Source organism: Rossellomorea vietnamensis, from assembly GCF_008180415.1.
Lineage (GTDB): Bacteria > Bacillota > Bacilli > Bacillales > Bacillaceae_B > Rossellomorea > Rossellomorea vietnamensis_C.
Genome location: NZ_VTEI01000004.1, coordinates 99,262 through 116,468, shown reverse-complemented (window position 1 = coordinate 116,468; position 17,207 = coordinate 99,262). Strand labels below are relative to the sequence as shown.

13 protein-coding genes, 1 pseudogene and 1 riboswitch are annotated in these 17,207 nt (G+C 41.0%); of the genes and pseudogenes, 3 read left to right on the top strand and 11 right to left on the bottom strand.

Annotated elements, in window-relative coordinates:
• Positions 1-10: 10 nt before the first annotated feature.
• The 4 genes from FZC78_RS10360 to FZC78_RS10345 form a co-directional block, all read right to left on the bottom strand.
• Positions 11-592, bottom strand: coding sequence for a hypothetical protein (locus FZC78_RS10360; protein ID WP_148939637.1), 582 nt, complete (start codon positions 590-592; stop codon positions 11-13).
• A 507-nt stretch (positions 593-1,099) separates the two neighbouring features.
• Positions 1,100-2,203: a 5-methyltetrahydropteroyltriglutamate--homocysteine S-methyltransferase gene (locus FZC78_RS10355; RefSeq protein WP_148939636.1), complete on the bottom strand. Its 1,104-nt coding sequence runs from the start codon at positions 2,201-2,203 to the stop codon at positions 1,100-1,102.
• A gap of 135 nt (positions 2,204-2,338) precedes the next feature.
• Positions 2,339-2,438: riboswitch (SAM riboswitch) on the bottom strand.
• A gap of 109 nt (positions 2,439-2,547) precedes the next feature.
• Positions 2,548-3,981 (bottom strand): Na+/H+ antiporter NhaC, encoded by a 1,434-nt coding sequence (gene nhaC / locus FZC78_RS10350; RefSeq protein ID WP_252183580.1) that lies wholly within the window; start codon positions 3,979-3,981, stop codon positions 2,548-2,550.
• Between the two features lie 881 nt (positions 3,982-4,862).
• Positions 4,863-7,952, bottom strand: a complete 3,090-nt coding sequence (locus FZC78_RS10345; RefSeq protein ID WP_148939635.1) for an efflux RND transporter permease subunit — start codon at positions 7,950-7,952, stop codon at positions 4,863-4,865.
• A 226-nt stretch (positions 7,953-8,178) separates the two neighbouring features.
• Between FZC78_RS10345 and FZC78_RS10340 the strand changes: the two genes are divergently transcribed.
• Positions 8,179-9,030 (top strand): TetR/AcrR family transcriptional regulator, encoded by an 852-nt coding sequence (locus FZC78_RS10340; RefSeq protein ID WP_187444886.1) that lies wholly within the window; start codon positions 8,179-8,181, stop codon positions 9,028-9,030.
• 298 nt (positions 9,031-9,328) lie between these two features.
• Here the strand turns inward: FZC78_RS10340 and FZC78_RS10335 are convergent, their stop codons facing one another.
• From FZC78_RS10335 to FZC78_RS24750, 5 genes and pseudogenes are all read right to left on the bottom strand, one after another.
• Entirely contained in the window at positions 9,329-9,517 is a 189-nt protein-coding gene (locus FZC78_RS10335) for a DUF6440 family protein (protein ID WP_148939633.1), read from the bottom strand.
• A gap of 85 nt (positions 9,518-9,602) precedes the next feature.
• A complete protein-coding gene (locus FZC78_RS10330) occupies positions 9,603-10,349 on the bottom strand; it encodes an ABC transporter permease (protein ID WP_148939632.1) in 747 nt (248 codons plus the stop codon).
• Positions 10,346-11,200 (bottom strand): ABC transporter ATP-binding protein, encoded by an 855-nt coding sequence (locus FZC78_RS10325; RefSeq protein WP_148939631.1) that lies wholly within the window; start codon positions 11,198-11,200, stop codon positions 10,346-10,348. Before FZC78_RS10325 ends, FZC78_RS10330 begins: the two co-directional genes overlap by 4 nt.
• 204 nt (positions 11,201-11,404) lie before the next feature.
• Positions 11,405-12,403 carry a LytTR family transcriptional regulator DNA-binding domain-containing protein gene (locus tag FZC78_RS10320; protein WP_148939630.1) on the bottom strand — a complete coding sequence of 333 codons (999 nt, stop codon included), beginning with the start codon at positions 12,401-12,403 and terminating at the stop codon, positions 11,405-11,407.
• A 668-nt stretch (positions 12,404-13,071) separates the two neighbouring features.
• Positions 13,072-13,368: pseudogene (locus tag FZC78_RS24750) on the bottom strand (type II toxin-antitoxin system RelE/ParE family toxin); the annotation flags it as partial.
• Positions 13,369-13,577: 209 nt separating this feature from the next.
• Here FZC78_RS24750 and FZC78_RS10305 point away from each other — a divergent pair.
• The gene (locus tag FZC78_RS10305) at positions 13,578-13,961 is read left to right on the top strand and encodes a hypothetical protein (RefSeq protein ID WP_148939628.1); all 384 of its coding nucleotides are present in this window, start codon (positions 13,578-13,580) and stop codon (positions 13,959-13,961) included.
• A 181-nt stretch (positions 13,962-14,142) separates the two neighbouring features.
• Here the strand turns inward: FZC78_RS10305 and FZC78_RS10300 are convergent, their stop codons facing one another.
• A complete protein-coding gene (locus tag FZC78_RS10300) occupies positions 14,143-14,997 on the bottom strand; it encodes a malate synthase (protein WP_148939627.1) in 855 nt (284 codons plus the stop codon).
• 493 nt (positions 14,998-15,490) lie between these two features.
• On the opposite strand from FZC78_RS10300, the gene FZC78_RS10295 reads away from it, so the two are divergent.
• On the top strand, positions 15,491-15,736 hold the full coding sequence (locus FZC78_RS10295) for a hypothetical protein (RefSeq protein ID WP_148939626.1): 246 nt from the start codon (positions 15,491-15,493) through the stop codon (positions 15,734-15,736).
• 387 nt (positions 15,737-16,123) lie between these two features.
• Here FZC78_RS10295 and FZC78_RS10290 read toward each other — a convergent pair whose 3' ends face one another.
• Complete coding sequence (locus FZC78_RS10290) at positions 16,124-17,128, bottom strand: alpha/beta fold hydrolase (RefSeq protein ID WP_148939625.1); 1,005 nt, start codon at positions 17,126-17,128, stop codon at positions 16,124-16,126.
• Positions 17,129-17,207: the final 79 nt, after the last annotated feature.

Below are 17,207 nucleotides of genomic sequence, written 5' to 3'. Positions count from 1 at the left end.
TTCTCTTCATTTATCCTGACTTCCCAAAATCAAAAGTAACTAAAGTATGGAGAAAAGATCCAAACTCCCTCACACTATCCAGTATTTCCGGATGATGTTTCAGTTGAATCACTTCATTTGCCGGAAACCGCTCTAATTCCTCAAATAAAGAATGAATTGCAAAGAACGCTTTTCCCCTCTTTTCACCTTGAAGCTCATCCCAATCCGCTTCCATCCAGAATGCCTCAAGCAAAGAGAGATACTGCTCGGCAGCTGTCAGTTTCATAAAATCCTCAATCCGGTCCGTTTGGATGATAGCAGCCGCCGTGGACGAAGTACGACGAACCTTTATAAAACTAAGAACCCTCGAAAGCTCGTAAAACAAATGAAGAATAGGGTAATCCGCCTGTGCAGCATGATTGGGAACCTCCCTCCATTCTCCCTTCATCTGAGAATGGAGGGAAAGCAGATCTTTCTTCGTAAAATAAGCGCTTCTTCTCGTTAATTTAATAGTATGTGTCAATAGGTAGTTTAAATAGGTTCTGAAGTTTTCTACTAGATAAGAAGGGTAATCAGGCGTCACAGTGATTTTGGTATTTTCACTCATTTTCAATATAATTCACCTTCCTGCGGGACGGAGGGACAGGTACATTGTCCCAGGGTCGAGGCCCTTTACTCCCCCATTTACTCATCATAATAGCACTAATTTCAATAGGCATAAAACAAAAGACAGGAACAAGATGGCTTCCCCTTGTTCCTGCCTTTACACTGAATATTCCTGTAGTCATAATAGAATTTGTTTTTCCCTATTTTTCACGCTGCCGCTTTCCATAGTTTTTTCCACTCTTTCTATTAGGACTCTTCGTCTTAGCAATTTGTTCATTAGCCGTCTTTCTATTTTACAAAGATGCACTTTCTAAGATTTTCTTTTCATTCCCATCAACCCTTTTAGCCATTGGCATGGTCAAAACTATTGAAGTTTATAGTTGCGAAAAGGCATCATTTTTTCAAGATGTATTTTTATCTTAGATGGGTAAAAGGAGGGGCACTCTGTCCCCGATGTTAACCATAAGTACCCTTTTCACCTCGGATAGCAGGATTCCTTAAAAACCGGAAGTCCTCATCCCCAAATTTCTTTAGAAACCTCCACAATATACTTCAGCTTCGCCCACTGCTCTTCCTCAGTCAAAATATTGCCGTGATGCGTGGAAGCAAAGCCGCATTGCGGGCTGATACACAGCTGTTCCAGTGGTACAAATTGTGTGGCTTCTTCCACTCGCGCCTTGATATTTTCCTTATCTTCCAAGGTACCGTGCTTGGATGTGAATACGCCCAGCACAACCTGCGGGCCGCCACTCGGAATATGCTCCAACGGCTGGAAATCGCCGGAACGGTCATCATCATATTCCAGAAAGAATCCGTTCACGTTCTCTTTGGCAAAAAGGGTCGGAGCAATTTTAGCGTAACTGCCTTCGAATGCCCACTTGGAGCGATAGTTCCCCCTGCAGAGATGGGTCGTAATTATTAGATCTTCCGGTTTATCCTCCAATACGCTGTTCACCACATGCAGCGCTAAGTCGATCAGCTCCTGCCGGGAATAACCGCTGTCATTGAATGGAATTTCCGGAGCATTCAGGCCGGCAATGTAGACATCGTCAAACTGCAAGTAGCGGCACCCAGCATCATAAAAGGCTTGGAGGGCCTCACGGTAAGTTTGGATCACATCTTTCGTATAATCTTCTAAGTCGGGATATATCTCTGGATTTCGAATGCCGGCATTGAACAACTGGTTCGGACTCGGTATCGTCTGCTTAGCAACGGCCCGGTCTCCGACGATTTCCTTGAATTCAACGAAGTCCTTTATATGCGGGTGCTCTTGATTAAAAGAAATTTTCCCGATCACACGAACGTCGTATCGTTCCGTTTCCTCGCCTTTAAACTGGAAGCCCTGCTCGGGAACATATCCCTCCACTCCGTTTAAATGCTCAAGGAAATCAGTATGCCAGAACCTGCGGCGGAATTCCCCATCTGTCACGGCTTTCAAGCCCACTTCAATCTGCTTATCTACAATTCTTTTGATCTCTTCTGTTTCAATTGCATGAAGTTCTTCTGAAGAAAGGGTTCCGCCCTGAAACTCCTTCCTTGCGCGGTGAATCCTGTCCGGGCGCAGCAGGCTCCCTACGTGATCAGCTCTGAATGGTGCTCGAATCAATGTTTTTGTCATATAAATCCCATCCTTTTCATTTTTTTCGTTGCATCCGGTGTCCCGTTAAAATTACGGTGCTATTTATGTAATACAAAAACCCCCTCTTCTCAAAATAAGAAGAGGGGGCAATAAACGAATTTAAAAGACCTTCTCTTCTTATCTGCTAGCATTACGCTACTGGAATTGGCACAGTACTAAAAAGTCCGCTGCCGAGGTATCAAAGGGCCAGTCCCTCCACCTCTCTGGATAAGAAAAAATTGGATACTATTAAGTTATTAGAATCACTATAAACCCGGATCAATAAATTGTCAACTGTGAATATTTTAAATTAACTGTTTTTTGACTAGATACTTTCTCTTCCGTTAAGCTCCCACCGTTTCAAATTTACCTGAGTTTCTTCTATCTTTCCTCGGTTTTTCATATTCTGTCATCGTCAGCCCGGTGATACCGTAGAAAAGGGTAACCAGCGGTGTGATGAGTGCAAGGAAACAGAATGGAAGGTAAGTCAGGGTTGCGACTCCAAGGACTCCGGCTGTGTAAATACCGCTCCCTGTCCATGGAACCAGAGCACCTCCCTGTGTCCCGGTATCCTCCAAGATCCTTGAAAGATTTTCAGGTTTTAAGTTCAGCCTTTCGAAAATCGGTCTCATCAAAGTACCGCCCATCACGGTTGAAAAGTAAATCGCTCCGCCAATGGCAAGGGTAAAATAACTGACAATCACTGTGACAAATACAAGGAGCCCTGTATGTTGAATCTTGTCAGCAAATGAAGCAATCAATGCTTCCAGCACTTTGGAATCAGCAAGCATCCCGCCAAGTCCGAGGGCAAACAGGAACAACGCAATGAGGGCAAGCATACTTGTCAAACCGCCGCGCTGCAGTAAACTATCCACGACTTCAATCCCGGATTCCACTGCATAGCCGTTATAGAAAATTCCGATCGTCTCTCCAAATCCGAATCCCTGGAAAAAGACCGCCACCAGGCCCCCGGCAGCTGAAGCAAGAAAGATAGATGGAATAGCCGGCTTTTTCAACATCAATAACGTCACTAGAACGGCAATCGGAATCATTGGAACCAAACCAAGATTAAACGTTTCAGCTAAATAAGAAGTCAGTGCCGCCACACTTTGTTCCTCCGTAGAAGCGGCATTGTATTGCAAGCCGACTACAGTGAATATAATCGCTGTGATCACATAGGCAGGAACCGTGGTCCACAGCATATGTTTAATATGGGAAAATAAGTCTCCTCCTGTAACAGTCGGAGCCAGGTTAGTCGAATCGGAAAGAGGAGACATTTTATCCCCAAAATAAGCTCCACTGATGATGGCCCCAGCCGTTAAGCCAGCGGGTACGCCAAGACTCGCGCCAACCCCCATCATCGCAATTCCGGCCGTACCGATTGTTCCCCATGAGGTACCGGTCGCCAATGACACAAGAGAACAGAAAAGCAGTGTCGTCACTAAAAAGTACTTTGGCGAAACGGATTCAATTCCATAATAAATCAAGGTAGGTACGGTCCCTGAAGCGATCCATGCACCTATTAAAATCCCGACGGTCAATAGAATCAAGCCCGGCTGCAAAGCCCTGCTCATCGATCTTATCATCGATTTTTCCACTTGTTTATAACTGAATCCCAATCTCATCATGAAAGGAATCAGCACAAGCATACTAATAAACATCAGAATTTGAATAGGTGCATCGAAAACGAGGATTCCGACCGAAATGATCGCAATCGCTGAGATCAACATTATCATTGCATACATGAAAGATGGTGTTTTAATATTATCGGTGTCCAACCAACCACTCCTTTTTATTTTAAAATAATAATCTTAGGACTCCTTTTGAAAAAAAGACAATTACAGACTTTTTACAAATATGGTTTGGTATGTTCCTTTGAGGGATTAGGAAGGAGTTTGAGGTGCCTTCGTATAATACCAAGATGTCATAAGTTATATAAAAATAATACTATAGATTGAATTATTAGTAAATTACGATAAATAGGTATTTTCGCGCCTCTATACGGATACACAGTTGTTGGTATCGCTTTCAATGTAATAATACACACCATTGCTCCTTTTTTCTGTTATATGGTAGCTATTTCTTTTTTCAAAGGAGTTAAACGCTGAATAGAATTGAAGGACAGTTTATTTCCTATAATAATCACGAAAAGGAGACTGAGCAGCCCCGCACCATTCACCAGTCCTCCTTAAATGGCCGGCTCTCTGTTATCTTTAAATGTTTCCTTGAGATACCTTCCCTGCCATTTATAATGACTTGAACTATTTAGAAACTCCCTTAGCTGAGGTAACCAATAATTACATTTCAAAATAAGGGAAATTTGTTCCCTTAAACTTAAATAACAACTCGATTCTGGACAAATAAGGGAAAAACTTTCCCTTATTCAATGAAAAATCCACTATTTTCACACTTTTAAAGCAAATAAGGGAAATTCATTCCTCTATTTTCACTATTTTTCATGCTAATCCCTAAATAAGGGCATTTTCTTCCCTTATTTTTTTCTGCTTACCTGTTTACTGAAAAAGGCTTATTGATAATCGCGCCTTCTAGCCTTTCCCAATAAAATTCATGTGACTCGGTCTGCAATTTACCATTCTGCACCTCGCAAAAAACCCCCTCAGCCACAAGTGCCAAGGGGGTTCTTCAATCTTCTCTATCCTTAATTCTCTTCGATTTCTTTACGGTTTTTCTTCAACAATTTCGAAAGCACCTCATACACAATTGGTACAATCAGCAATGTTAAGATCGTGGACGATGTCAAACCGCCGATGACCGTGATGGCCAGCCCTTTAGAGATCAGAGCAGATCCGGCACCGCCAAGCACCATTGGAGACATCGCGCCAATTGTGGCAATGGCCGTCATCAGGATTGGACGAAGCCTTGTTGTTCCTGCTTCCACAATGGCCTCACGCAGCGGCATGCCATCGCGTTCCATATGGATGATGCGGTCCACAAGGACAATGGCGTTTGTCACGACGATTCCGATCAGCATCAGAAGCCCCATCATAACGGATACAGAGATGGTTTCTCCTGCAATCCACAGTCCCACAAAAGAACCGATCACAGCAAATGGCAAGGAGAACAAGATCGCGAATGGCGCCAATCCTTCACCGAAGGTTACTACCAGGATGAAGTAGACAATCAGGATGGCCGCAAGCATGGCGATTCCCAGCTGAGTGAAGGTTTCCTGCATATCGGCAGCAACACCGGCTACCCCAACTTCTACCGTATCCGGAAGCTCGAGCTCATCGACTCCTTCTTCAGCTTGAGTGGTTGCAGCAGATACGTCATCTGTCGTTACCGTACCTGAGACAGTTGCGTAATATTCACCTTCACTGCGGGAAAGTGTGTTATAGGTCGTACCCTCTTCTGTCGTTACCAGTTCGGATAGCGGCAGAGTCGTACCAGTTGCAGTAGGGATTTCCGTTTCCAGAAGTTCCTCGATGGATGCTGCGTCCGTTTTCTCTTCTCTTTGGACGATCACATCGATTTCTTCTCCGTCATTTTCCACTGTTGTCAGTACTTCTTCAGATCCTGAAGCGGTTAGGGCACCTACAATTTGTCCTGTTGTCAGGCCATATTGCAATATTTCTTCGTGATCCACATTCAGTACATGCTCAACATATGGATTTTCCATATCAGATGTCACATCTTCCAGGTCATCTACTTCTTTTAAAGCATCTTCTACCTGAGTAACAGCGGCATTCAAGTCATCTAGGTTTTCACTATACAATGTATAGCTTACTTCATTAGAGGCCATGCCTCCGCCGCCCATCATGTCCTGCGATTTCCATTCACCAGATTGGCCAATGTTAAAGACATACTCTTCGACTTCTTCTTTTACTTCAGAGAAGTTCTCTGTATCATCTTCAAAGAAAAGATACATCAGGGCACCGTTGCTTCCACCCATCATCATTGAGGAAGCATCTGTGCTATTGCTGTTGTTGAAGGATAACTGAACCGTCTTCAGATCTTCACGCTTCATTAATTCCTGTTCAACTACTTCAAGGTTTTCTAATGTTTCTTCCTCCAGCTCACCTGTAGCTGGTGTATACGTTAGATAAATCGTTTTTTCCTCTTCAGATCCCATAAAGCTGAAACCAATGAGAGGTGTCAAAGCCAATGAACCAGCCAGCAGCACGACAGCAATGACGGATGTGATGATTTTGTGGTTCAGTGCTTTTACCAGCATACCTCTATACCACATGGCAAGCCTGCCAACCTCTTCATGCTTCGCTTCTTTCTTTTCTCCATATAATGACTTGCGGAATAAGAAATGCGAAAGCGCTGGAACAATTGTAATGGCAACAAGCAGTGAGGCACCTAGAGCAAATGCCATTGTCAAAGCGAATGGCCTGAACAACTCGCCAACCATCCCGCCGACAAACATAAGCGGCGCAAACACGGCAACCGTTACAAGTGTTGAAGATAAAATCGGCTTAAACATTTCAATGGTTGCTTCACGGATTAAGGCACGGCCGCGTAGTTTCTCTTCCTGCAGGTGCATCCGTCTATATATATTTTCCACTACAACGATCGAGTCATCGATAACACGCCCGATCGCGACCGTTATCGCACCCAGTGTCATAATGTTCAACGTTATATCAAGCCAGTTCAACAGCAGGAATGCCATGAAGATTGAAACTGGGATGGATACAATGGAAATGATCGTTGACTTGAAGTCACGAAGGAATAACAGAATGATGATGACTGCGAACAAGCCGCCAAATAATGCTTTTTCCACCATGGTGAAAACAGAGTCTTCAATCGGTTCTGCCTGATCCAAGGTAACATCAATGACCAAGCCGTCAATTTCCTCTTCTTGCTGGGCTGCTGCATCTTTAACAGCATTTACAACATCAACAGTGTTAGCTTCCTGACCCTTAGTTACTTGGACAGCGATCGCTTCTTCCCCGTTTGTGCGGGAAATCGATTGGACATTCCCAACTGTTTCAATTGTGGCGATCTCCCCTAATCTGACGAAAGGATTCGGGTTTGCCTCAGATGGTTCAACGGGGATCTGCAGTTCTCTCAGTTGATCGATGGTTTTAATGTCACCATCAATCGCAAGAGCCTCTTCTCCGTCTTCAAATTCCTGAAGACCTAGAGACAGAGCCATATCGCTTGCCTGCACCATTTGTTTAACAGTATCTTCGGTTAACCCCAAAGATGCCATCTTCTCTTGGTCATAGGTAAACTCTACTTCTTCCAGATGCTGGCCGGTAATCGTTGTGGAACCAACTCCATCAATTTTCGCGATTTCCGGTAAAAGGGTATCTTCAACAGTTGCTGAAAGGTCAACAATATCTCCTTCCGTACTGCTGACAGATAACGCCACAACCGGCATCATGTTCATGCTGAGCGCCATGATGGATGGCTCCTCGGCCCCTTCCGGCAATGAAATATTATCTATGGCTGATTCCAGCTCACGTTTTTTCTCGTCCATATCGACGCCATATTCATATTCGATTTGAACCTGTGCCACGTTCGCTGAAGAGTTCGAATAAACAGCTTTAACATCTTCAAGGCCATCTATCGACCGCTCCATCGGCATGGAGACCTCATCCATGACCTGCTCAGCCGTGGCTCCTGGATAAACGTCCATCACGATTAAGTACGGGATTGATACATCCGGTATACTTTCCATTTTCATTTGCGTTCCTGAATATAATCCTGACACGGTAATAATGATCGTCAATAACCATACAGCCAGTTTATTTTTCAGGACAAAATTCACTAAACTTTTCAATAAAAGACACCTTCCTCTTCCCTTTTGAATAAGATTGACAGATTTGATATAATGTAAATGACCGGTTAGTCATAACCATTTTTGTTACAGAATAAATATAACTGACCGCCCAGTCACTCGTCAATGACTTTGTTACTATTTACACAATTATATACGAATGCCGTTAACAAAAGTTTCACATTTGGGATATACTATAAATTCGAACTTGGCCTTCCGGGGGGATTTTATGAAGGAAAAAGAGATGCAGATAATCGAAGTAGGAATGAGGCTTTTTGCCAGCAAGGGATTTTCAACCACCTCGGTCCAGGAAATCGCCACAGAAAGCGGGATTTCAAAAGGCGCTTTTTACTTGCACTTCAAATCAAAAGATGATCTATTACTAGGCATTTTACAATATCACTTTGACATGATTAACAGAACAGTCAGCGAAGAAACAAAAGATATTCAGAATCCACGGGAACGTTTAATAAGGGAACAAATTGCGTTGTATTCGCACTTTATTACCCATCGGGACCTTCTTGTCATGCTGGCCAAAGAACAAGCGATTCCACGAAATGAGACGACAAAGCAGCTGATTTTCGAGAAACAAATGGAAACACATCAAAATTACAGGAAACACATCATCGAGATTTACGGTCCTGAAATTGAACCGTTTTCATGGGATATAACGATTATCCTTGAAGGGATCATTAAATCGTATATGGGCATTTTACTATTTTCCAAACAAGAATTTGATTTGAGAAGCTTATCAGAGTACATGCTGAACAGACTAGACAGCATCGTCAAAGACATTCATAAAGACCAGCCCTTCTTTACAAAAGAAAAAGCCGAAACCGTTTTATCCAATATCCTTTTTTCTGAACAGCTGAAGCTTCCCACTGTGATGAAAAACCTTGAAGAAGAAATTGAAAAATTGGGATCAGATGAACTGGCCGTTACCTTTCAAGTGCTGAAAGAGGAAGTGGCAAGGGAAAAGCCGAGATGGCCGGTCCTCCATGGGATGTTGTCTAATTTCTCAGGGTACCCAAGCCTTAATTCTTACCGGGAGTTTATCTCACAGTATTTTTCTGAAAAGTGATTGCCGGTTTATAAGCGGGGCGGAGGACCAGGTGAATTAATAAAGCGCAAGCTCACCTTTTAGCACCGGCAGGCAAATGTTTCTTGGAGACCTTTATTCTCCAGAGGTTATTTGACCCCGAGGGCTGGATTCAGAATTGCTGCTTGGTTTCCGATCTGAAATTCACTTTCTTATCTTATTAAAAAGGACAAGGCGGCGCCTTGTCCTTTTTTGTGTATCATTTGGATATGTTCTTGAGTACAATTAAAAAATATCTTAATGCAATGAACAATGGAAAAGCACCTATACCTTCGTCAAATCACTCTGCCGGATCGACGATTACTTCCCCATTTTCTCCTAATAAAGACGTTAGAGCGCACCCTTGCGCAGTCCAGGTGTACAAATAATTAACACCTGTTTGACGGTCAACCCAGATAAATATAAGACCTTGCTGAGAATGCTGTATTAATTTTTCATGAAATCGTTTTTCATCTTTTTTGCCAAACATTCTATATCACTCCCTATTAAATTCATTATTGTCAGGCAGACTACAGTACACTCCATACTACTCTGCTGAATAAGATTTCCAGTCGTTAGCTATCCAATCCATTTTTCTTGTATGCGTAAATAAAGATGATTAAGGAAATAAGCAACCAACCGAAGAGAACACTGATATCCGTCAAATTCCATTGATATCCACTCTCAGAAAATAGACTGTTTGCAAAGTTTGTCAGCACACCTGTATACGTGTAGTCCAGAATTTCCGACAAGTCTTCTTTGAAGAGTTTTATTGCAGGCACTGAAGTCAAAAGCAATGTAATAGGCGTTGTATATATCGATGCCTGCATTTGATTATTTGTAAGAATTCCAACAATGTAGCCAATGATCAAACTAATTATGCTGGCAACCGTAGTCATGACAAAATAGCTTCCAAATTGAACCTCTCCAAAAGAAAGACCGCTAACAGGAATCATGATCATGTTGACGATAACAAGAATCAATAAAGGCGGCAGCAAAGTCCCTATTAAGTACTCTAAGCCGTTGACAGAAGATGTCATCAGGACCCTCAAGGTGTTTTTTTCCTTTTCTTCCGCTAAAGGGCCGCTGGTCATGGAAATTCCGGCGATTGCAATATTAAAAATAATTCCGAAGCTCAGTACAAATGCATTTGTGGAGAAACTCATTCCGGCTTTGCTTACATCCAGATCAGGCATTAAATTCCTCATTGCAAACGCGATTCCGATTGCAAGGATGGGCCCTAACATGACACTGATATTACTCAGTAATGTATGAAATTTCATGCTTGTGATGGCTCGTACCTTTCTTAACGAAATTCTCATTGCAGCTCCCTCCCCGTCAATTCTATAAAGACTTTTTCTAATGTCGGTTCATTCGAATGAATCGTTACAAGTTCATCATTCTCTATCCACTGGTTAATTTTTTTCCCTGTTTCTTCACAGTGGGGCAGTGTGAACTCCTTTTCATTCTTTAACAATATCTGATAGCTTTTATTCTGATTGTACTTTAGGGTTAAAGCTTTAGGAGCTCCATGCTCCACAATGACGCCCTCATTTAAAAGGGCTACGTGATCACAAAGCTTCGTTGCCTCGTCCATATTATGGGTAGTAAGAAAAATGGCTGTTCCACTCTCACTTAGTTCAGACAGCAGTTCATGAATGGCTATAGCTGTACTGGGATCTAATCCGCTAGTAGGCTCATCAAGGAAAAGCACCTTCGGCTGGTGCAGGAGGGCTCTTGCAAGGACTAATCGCTGTGCCATCCCCTTTGATAAATTACTTGCAACTTTGTCTTTATGCTCCAGCAAACCCACTCTTGTTAGCAGAGTATCTATACGTTCCTTCTCAACACCTAAAATATTTGCGAAAAACTTCATATTACTGTAAACGGTCATTCTTTCATATATTCCGCTATTGTCAGTGACAATCCCCACTTGTTCATAGATACTCTCATTAATTTGTTCAACGGGTTTCCCTAAAACCATAGCTTTTCCCGAAGTTTGGGCTAACTGTCCGGTTAATATTTTTATTGTTGTTGTTTTTCCGGAACCAGAGGGGCCAAGAAATCCAAAGATTTCACCCGAACGAACTGAAAAATTGAGTTCTCTTAAAGCAGCTTCGTTTTTGAAGCTCTTGGATAAATGTTCAACCTGTATCACTATGTCTTTTTCCAATTGCCATTCTCTCCTTTTTAAAGAATTGGGCTCCAAAAGCTTAGCCTCAATGTCATTGCCGCTATCTCTTTATGGTGCCCTTCTGTTCTTCAGTTTAGGAAAAAGCATTGAAAAAGTCGTCAATATCCGGTGAACCGTACACGAAATAAGCCCAAATGTAACAAAATGAGGTTGAAATGGACTCATTTCAACCTCAACTGTACTTTAGAATTCAATTAATTGCTTCATTTCCTCCAACCGATTTCGGGAAAGAGGGAGCTTAACGTCAGGATGCCCTTTCAAAATTAAGGTATAACTATTTTTCGAATAACTAATCAATTCAGACACACGCTGTAAATTCACCAGGTACGACCGATGACAGCGGAAGAATCCAAATTTACTTAATTTCTCTTCCAGTTCATTCATCGTTAAATCACTAGGAAAGAACTCATCATTTATACGTATATTACTCACACTGTTGATACTTTCCACAAAATCAATGTCATTAGGACTGAAGAAAATCGTCTTATCCGCCAACTTACACGTCACTTTGAAGACCTTGTTAGGCTTGATCTCATTAATTTCATGATTTTCCTCCGAAACCGATTCCGTTTCGTTAGCCAGATCGGTTCTTTCCAGCCCAGTTAACCGGTTATAGCGGTAGATATCATCGCTTAAAAGCAGCAGATCTTCTATAGAGTTGGAAGTAAATAATGTGGCAATAGTAGTTGAACGAAGATGTTTTAATGCTTTTAAATAAAGTTCAATTCCTTCACTCGTTAAATTATGTAATGGATTTTCGATTAACATCACGTCTGGGGAAAATAAAGCCATACGGAATAAACTGACTCTTTTCTTCTGATCTGCTGTCAATTTGCTGATCTTAGTTTTCCAAATATCTAAAAGAGAAAACGCAGCAATGTATTTTTCCAAAGCAAGGGAAGAACCCGCAATTTCTTTGAAGAACTTCAAATACCCTTGAACGGATAAAGTATCATATAAGCCATCATCTCTGTTCTCCGATACTACTTTTACCCTTCCCCTGCGGATGTCACCGCTGGTAGGAGGAGTTTCTCCTGATAACAACTTAAACAGCTCCACGCTTTCTTCGCTGGACATTTTGATCCCAATTTGCGAGGTTCTTTCTATTACTAACGTTATATTCTTTAAAACCGTACGATTTTCTTCTTGTTTCATTACATTTTCTAATGAGATTAATGTCATCCTATACACACTTTCTTCTTCTATTTTTCGATTATCCCTTTAACCTATCCGTTCCTCTAATAAGCGGGTACATAAATCCTGCCCGTATCAGTATCTATCACAAAATCAACTTTTAGATTCTTGTCATAGGGAATTTGTTCAAACTTATATAATCGGCAGAACACATCTGGAAAGTCTGTTATTTCAATTGGCCACTCATTCGCTTCTATATACATTTTTTTAAGCTGTGGAATCGTACACTTTTTTCCCGTAAGTAATAATTGGTGAAAATAACCGTCAATCTCAATAATCAGTTGATCACGCCAATTCCCATTCAGCCCTTAATTTTACTTCGCGTTCCCTTTTCACTATTATATACTCTTTCTCGTTGACAGAAAAAGATAACAAAGCTTATAAAACGAAAAGTCCAGCGGCCTAATAGGAAGTCTATGTTACTTTCTATGAGGTGTTCAATTGTCTTCTTTAACATCTTAAAATAATGCCTAAAAAAACTTGTCAGTAGTGATAGTAATATCGCTTTGATAAAATTGTATGAGTTTTAAAATTAATGGGGCTATGATTTGATTGAGGATAACGAGGAAGTCGATCACGGAAAAATAGCCGCCGGCAGCTATGGGAGAGCCAGTCCGGCGAGTATGTCTTTGCTGTCAGGTTGAAAAATTCTGGTTTCAATAATCAGTCTTGTTCAGCTGTTCGTCTATATTTCTTTCTCCATACATGACTCGGATAATGGTCACCGTTTTTTCTTTCTCTCTGGGGATATAGAAATAAGAAAAATTATCCATAGGCATCTGGCAGAGCCCTCGGCTATGCCACGGCTCAGCTTCAAATGAATGAAATATAAATGGTAATTCATCCAGACTCATTATGGCATTTTCAAACCGCTCTAACTGCCTGGCAGCAACCTCAGGTTCGAGCAGAGTAAAAGCAATATATTCATAAATCGCCCTCAAATCTGAGGAGGCTTGTTCTGTTAATCACTTCCAAAAGGTGAGATTTCAATTTATAATTAACCATTAAACACCCTCCCATTCCTATAGTAATAGTTAGCTCTAAGTGGGGAAAATCCTTTAAAGAAAGGGATAAGATTTGGCTAAAAAAGAAACGCAAAAGTAAGAAACAACAATTTTGGGGACTAACGAGGGCAGAACGGAAACAGGCAGCGAGCACCTGGGTGAGCGAGTATGAAGGAGACAATATTGTAAAGACCTATTCTAAAAAGTTCCGTCTTAACCTGAAGAACTCGATGAAGGAACTGACGAGTTTTGGTTTTACCATAAGCAGTGAAGAGAGGGCAGAAATAAAGAGATTAATAGGTATTCAAAAACAACAAAGAGAAAACAAAAAGAGGAAAAAGGAAGCACGAGAACTGCGGAATTTAATTGAGTCTGATGAAGCATTTGCTTTTGTCGCGGGTTATCCGAGGGCGGCGCTCCTTTTAGCATTACACATGAGGAGATGCAAGAGATCGAGAACGAGGAAAAATAAATGTAAACAAAAGGATACCGCTCCAACTGAGCGGTATCCTTTTGTTATTTTCATTAGGCTCTTTTCGTAAACTTTGCTGCTATTTCAAGCTAATTCCGAAAAAATAACCATAATTCACCGGAATATCCTCGTATCCAGGAAAAGAAAAGAGCTGCTCTCTCAGATTTGAGAAAAATCCTTGGTATACGGGGAAAAATCCGGATCTTGGGATTTTTTCCGAAAGCAACAATGTATACGAATACAGCCTTTCATTAAGACCGCATCAATGCCCCATTAGGCTTCGGCAGATCCTGCTCTATAATTTGATTCATTCTACAGAAATGGTCAAGGAACTGCTGTGCCTGTTTTTGTTCCTCAGGGTCACTTTTCAATGAAACGATATCCTGCAGGATTTGAGCCATCCACACATTATCAAAATAACGGTACTTCCCAGTATTCCATGTCATTTTATCTGGAGATTTCTCATTGACATAGTATTTCCAGAAAAGCATCTGATCCGCTTCTTGTTCTGTCAGCTGCAGTCTGTATTCCTCATGAGCAGGAATCGATCCGTCTTCACACAACTTACCGATAAAACCATCTTTCACCATGAAGACACCCAAAATCCGTCTGTCTTGTTCAGGCTTACTGGAATCTATCTCCGTCAGCAGGACAGCACTGTTTTGGTGCAAGCGGATCGGTTTGTTGGGCTTACCCTTGTTGGCACCGCTTTTGATTGCCCCTGAGGAAACCTTCCACTCAGAAAAAACAGTGTTCTGTTCTTCTGCGTCACACCAGGTCACCATTTGGGATTCGGGATGAAGCTTATGATTTCTCATGAGCTTTTCATGTCCCAATCTCAGCTCCTGATATTTCCGCTGAAGTTTTTTCTCTTCTTCCTTCTTCAGTTCTTCCTCTTTTTGTTCCAGTTCCTTCTGTTGAATAATTTCTTCAAGTGAATGAGCCGCATTTTTATCATGTATTTCCAGATGCTCTCCAAATACATCAGGGTAAACAAACTTTTTATTTTCCGATGCGAAATGTATTTCAATGACCGTATCATTATGTTTAACGATACTCCCCATGCCAAACCGCTTATGTGTAACTTTCTTATCAATTAAATTCAATATACTAGTCCTCCTTGTGTAATAACTCGGGTCCTATTACCTTAAAAGCTCACAAAACTGTTTGAATTTCCTTCGGTTTTTATAAGATATTTAAGAACGCACGTTTTAAAAAAACTACTTAAAGCCAATTATAACATTTTTTAGGGAAAAACACAAATTCATTCTTGACAACGTGATTTAATGCGAGGTAAAATGTAGTTTTGTTCAAATCCCGTTACGTATGTTGCCACCCTGATTCGGTTGATTTTTCCGCAGAAAACTTCTTACATTTCATGATAAAAAAAGGCCCAGCATTAGGTTTGTTCCTGATCCTCAACATAATAATATTACTACTCATACTCCCTTCTTTTTACAAGGCTCTTTTCGTCAACTTTGTTGCTATTCCATAAAAATTCTCGAAGCACCTGTCCCTTGCTAATCATCAGAAAAAAACACTCATTAAAAGAGATATGAATTGAGCTATAGCTTATAATAAGAAAAAGGAGAGATGGATATGAAGTGGCAGGAAGTTAGAGAATTATTCCCAAATCAGTTTGTATTAGTATCGATTCTAGATTTCCATGAAGAAGAGGATAAAAAAATAATCCATGAAGTCGCACCCTTTCGGTCCATACCAGAAGAAGATGCAAACATGGAGTTTTTCAATGCCGCCCCTGGAAATATTGTGTACCATACATCGAACGAGGAATGTACCGTCCATATTCGTAAAGATCCGTTGATGAAGGTGAAGCGAATTTAGTGAAAATATCGTTTGATGGACAACTTATTACAATGTCACAAAGAGTTACTTTTCAAGGAAGAACGTTACAAGTCAATGATATAATTATTGATACAGGTTCATCTCACATGGTAATTAGCCCGGACGATCAGAGAGACAGGGTTCTCGATGTCTTCTACACATAATGCGCGTTTAATTCCGAACAATTCAGCATAATTAAAAACAGACCACTCTATTATAAGTTGACTCCGAAAAATATCTGGCATTCCCCATCACTCCATTCCATTCCATTCCATCAACGGCTTCCAAATGGGTTCTTCTATAATCATAATACTACCGAAACGAACAAAACTTGAAGATGTACCCCGTGCTTGTAGAGCTCCTCAGCTTTATTTTCTTATGTATATATTAACTATGTTTCAATTCTTCTATTAAATGTTGTTCAATACGCGCCGTGTCTTCCTCATGAAAAATATGACCGGACTTATCCATCCATATCATCCGCTTCCCCATAACGGCATCCAATTGTTCATAGTACGTCTCAAGCAACTCACCAAATACATGGATATCTTTTTTACCATGAATAAATGTAACGGGAATATCGATCTTTTTTATTGTTTCACTAAAATTAATCTCTTGTATGTCAGTGATAAACTCATCGGAATAGACAAGCTTAAACCCTCTATAAAAGGTATGATACATATCTCTTAATGAGTAGTCTTTGGATTTTAACATGGAAATGGTAATCGAAAATAAACTCGGTCCTTTTATGATTTCATCGCTGTGGACAATGGTTCCAAATCTTTGCTGCCATTTGCGTAAAACTCCCCACTGTTTAAAGCTTTCCAGAAATGGCGGCTCACCGACAGAATTCAATTCCTCTATGGCTCTTTTGTTATTACGTCTTTTCGCTTCCTTTTTGGCCCAGGATAATCCTAATCGATCATTTTCTGTCCAGCTTACTATCTGCGATAAGCCAATATACGAGTAATATTTCTCGGCATTCTCACTCACAGTCTTTAATCCTATGAGCGATCCCCATGAGTGGCCGGCCAGGAAGATCTTTTCCTTATCAAACCGCTTTCTTAAATAGTCCGTTACCTCAACTGTGTCTGAAACAAATTGATTAACTGTCATGGATTCCTGTGGAATAGAATTATGAAAAGATTTCCCCGTCCCCCTCTGATCCCAGAACACAACAATAAAGTGCTTCACCAGGTCCTTTGTATTCGTAACAATCGTATAGTTACTCCCTCTGCTTGATAGACCTGGTAATGGCAGCGAAGGTCCACCATGTAAAAATAAGATGACTGGTTTAGTAACATCTTCTCCCTGAATAAGAATGGATTGATCAATTCCACCAATCTTAACAGAGGTAATTTCGCTTATTCCATTTTTAATAATAAAGTCCATCCTTTTCGACTCCACAAAATCACCTTCAATCCTATGTATGGTTAAAACCGATGATAAAATTAAGTATAATTATATCTTA

Excerpts from the sequence above, each read along its gene's own strand:
- FZC78_RS10335 (WP_148939633.1), bottom strand. The coding sequence starts at position 9,517 with ATGTTTGGCAAAAAAGATGAAAAACGATTTCATGAAAAATTAATACAG.
- FZC78_RS10330 (WP_148939632.1), bottom strand. The coding sequence starts at position 10,349 with ATGAGAATTTCGTTAAGAAAGGTACGAGCCATCACAAGCATGAAATTT.
- FZC78_RS10340 (WP_187444886.1), top strand. The coding sequence starts at position 8,179 with ATGAAGGAAAAAGAGATGCAGATAATCGAAGTAGGAATGAGGCTTTTT.
- FZC78_RS10290 (WP_148939625.1), bottom strand. The coding sequence starts at position 17,128 with ATGGACTTTATTATTAAAAATGGAATAAGCGAAATTACCTCTGTTAAG.
- FZC78_RS10295 (WP_148939626.1), top strand. The coding sequence starts at position 15,491 with ATGAAGTGGCAGGAAGTTAGAGAATTATTCCCAAATCAGTTTGTATTA.
- FZC78_RS10320 (WP_148939630.1), bottom strand. The coding sequence starts at position 12,403 with ATGACATTAATCTCATTAGAAAATGTAATGAAACAAGAAGAAAATCGT.
- FZC78_RS10355 (WP_148939636.1), bottom strand. The coding sequence starts at position 2,203 with ATGACAAAAACATTGATTCGAGCACCATTCAGAGCTGATCACGTAGGG.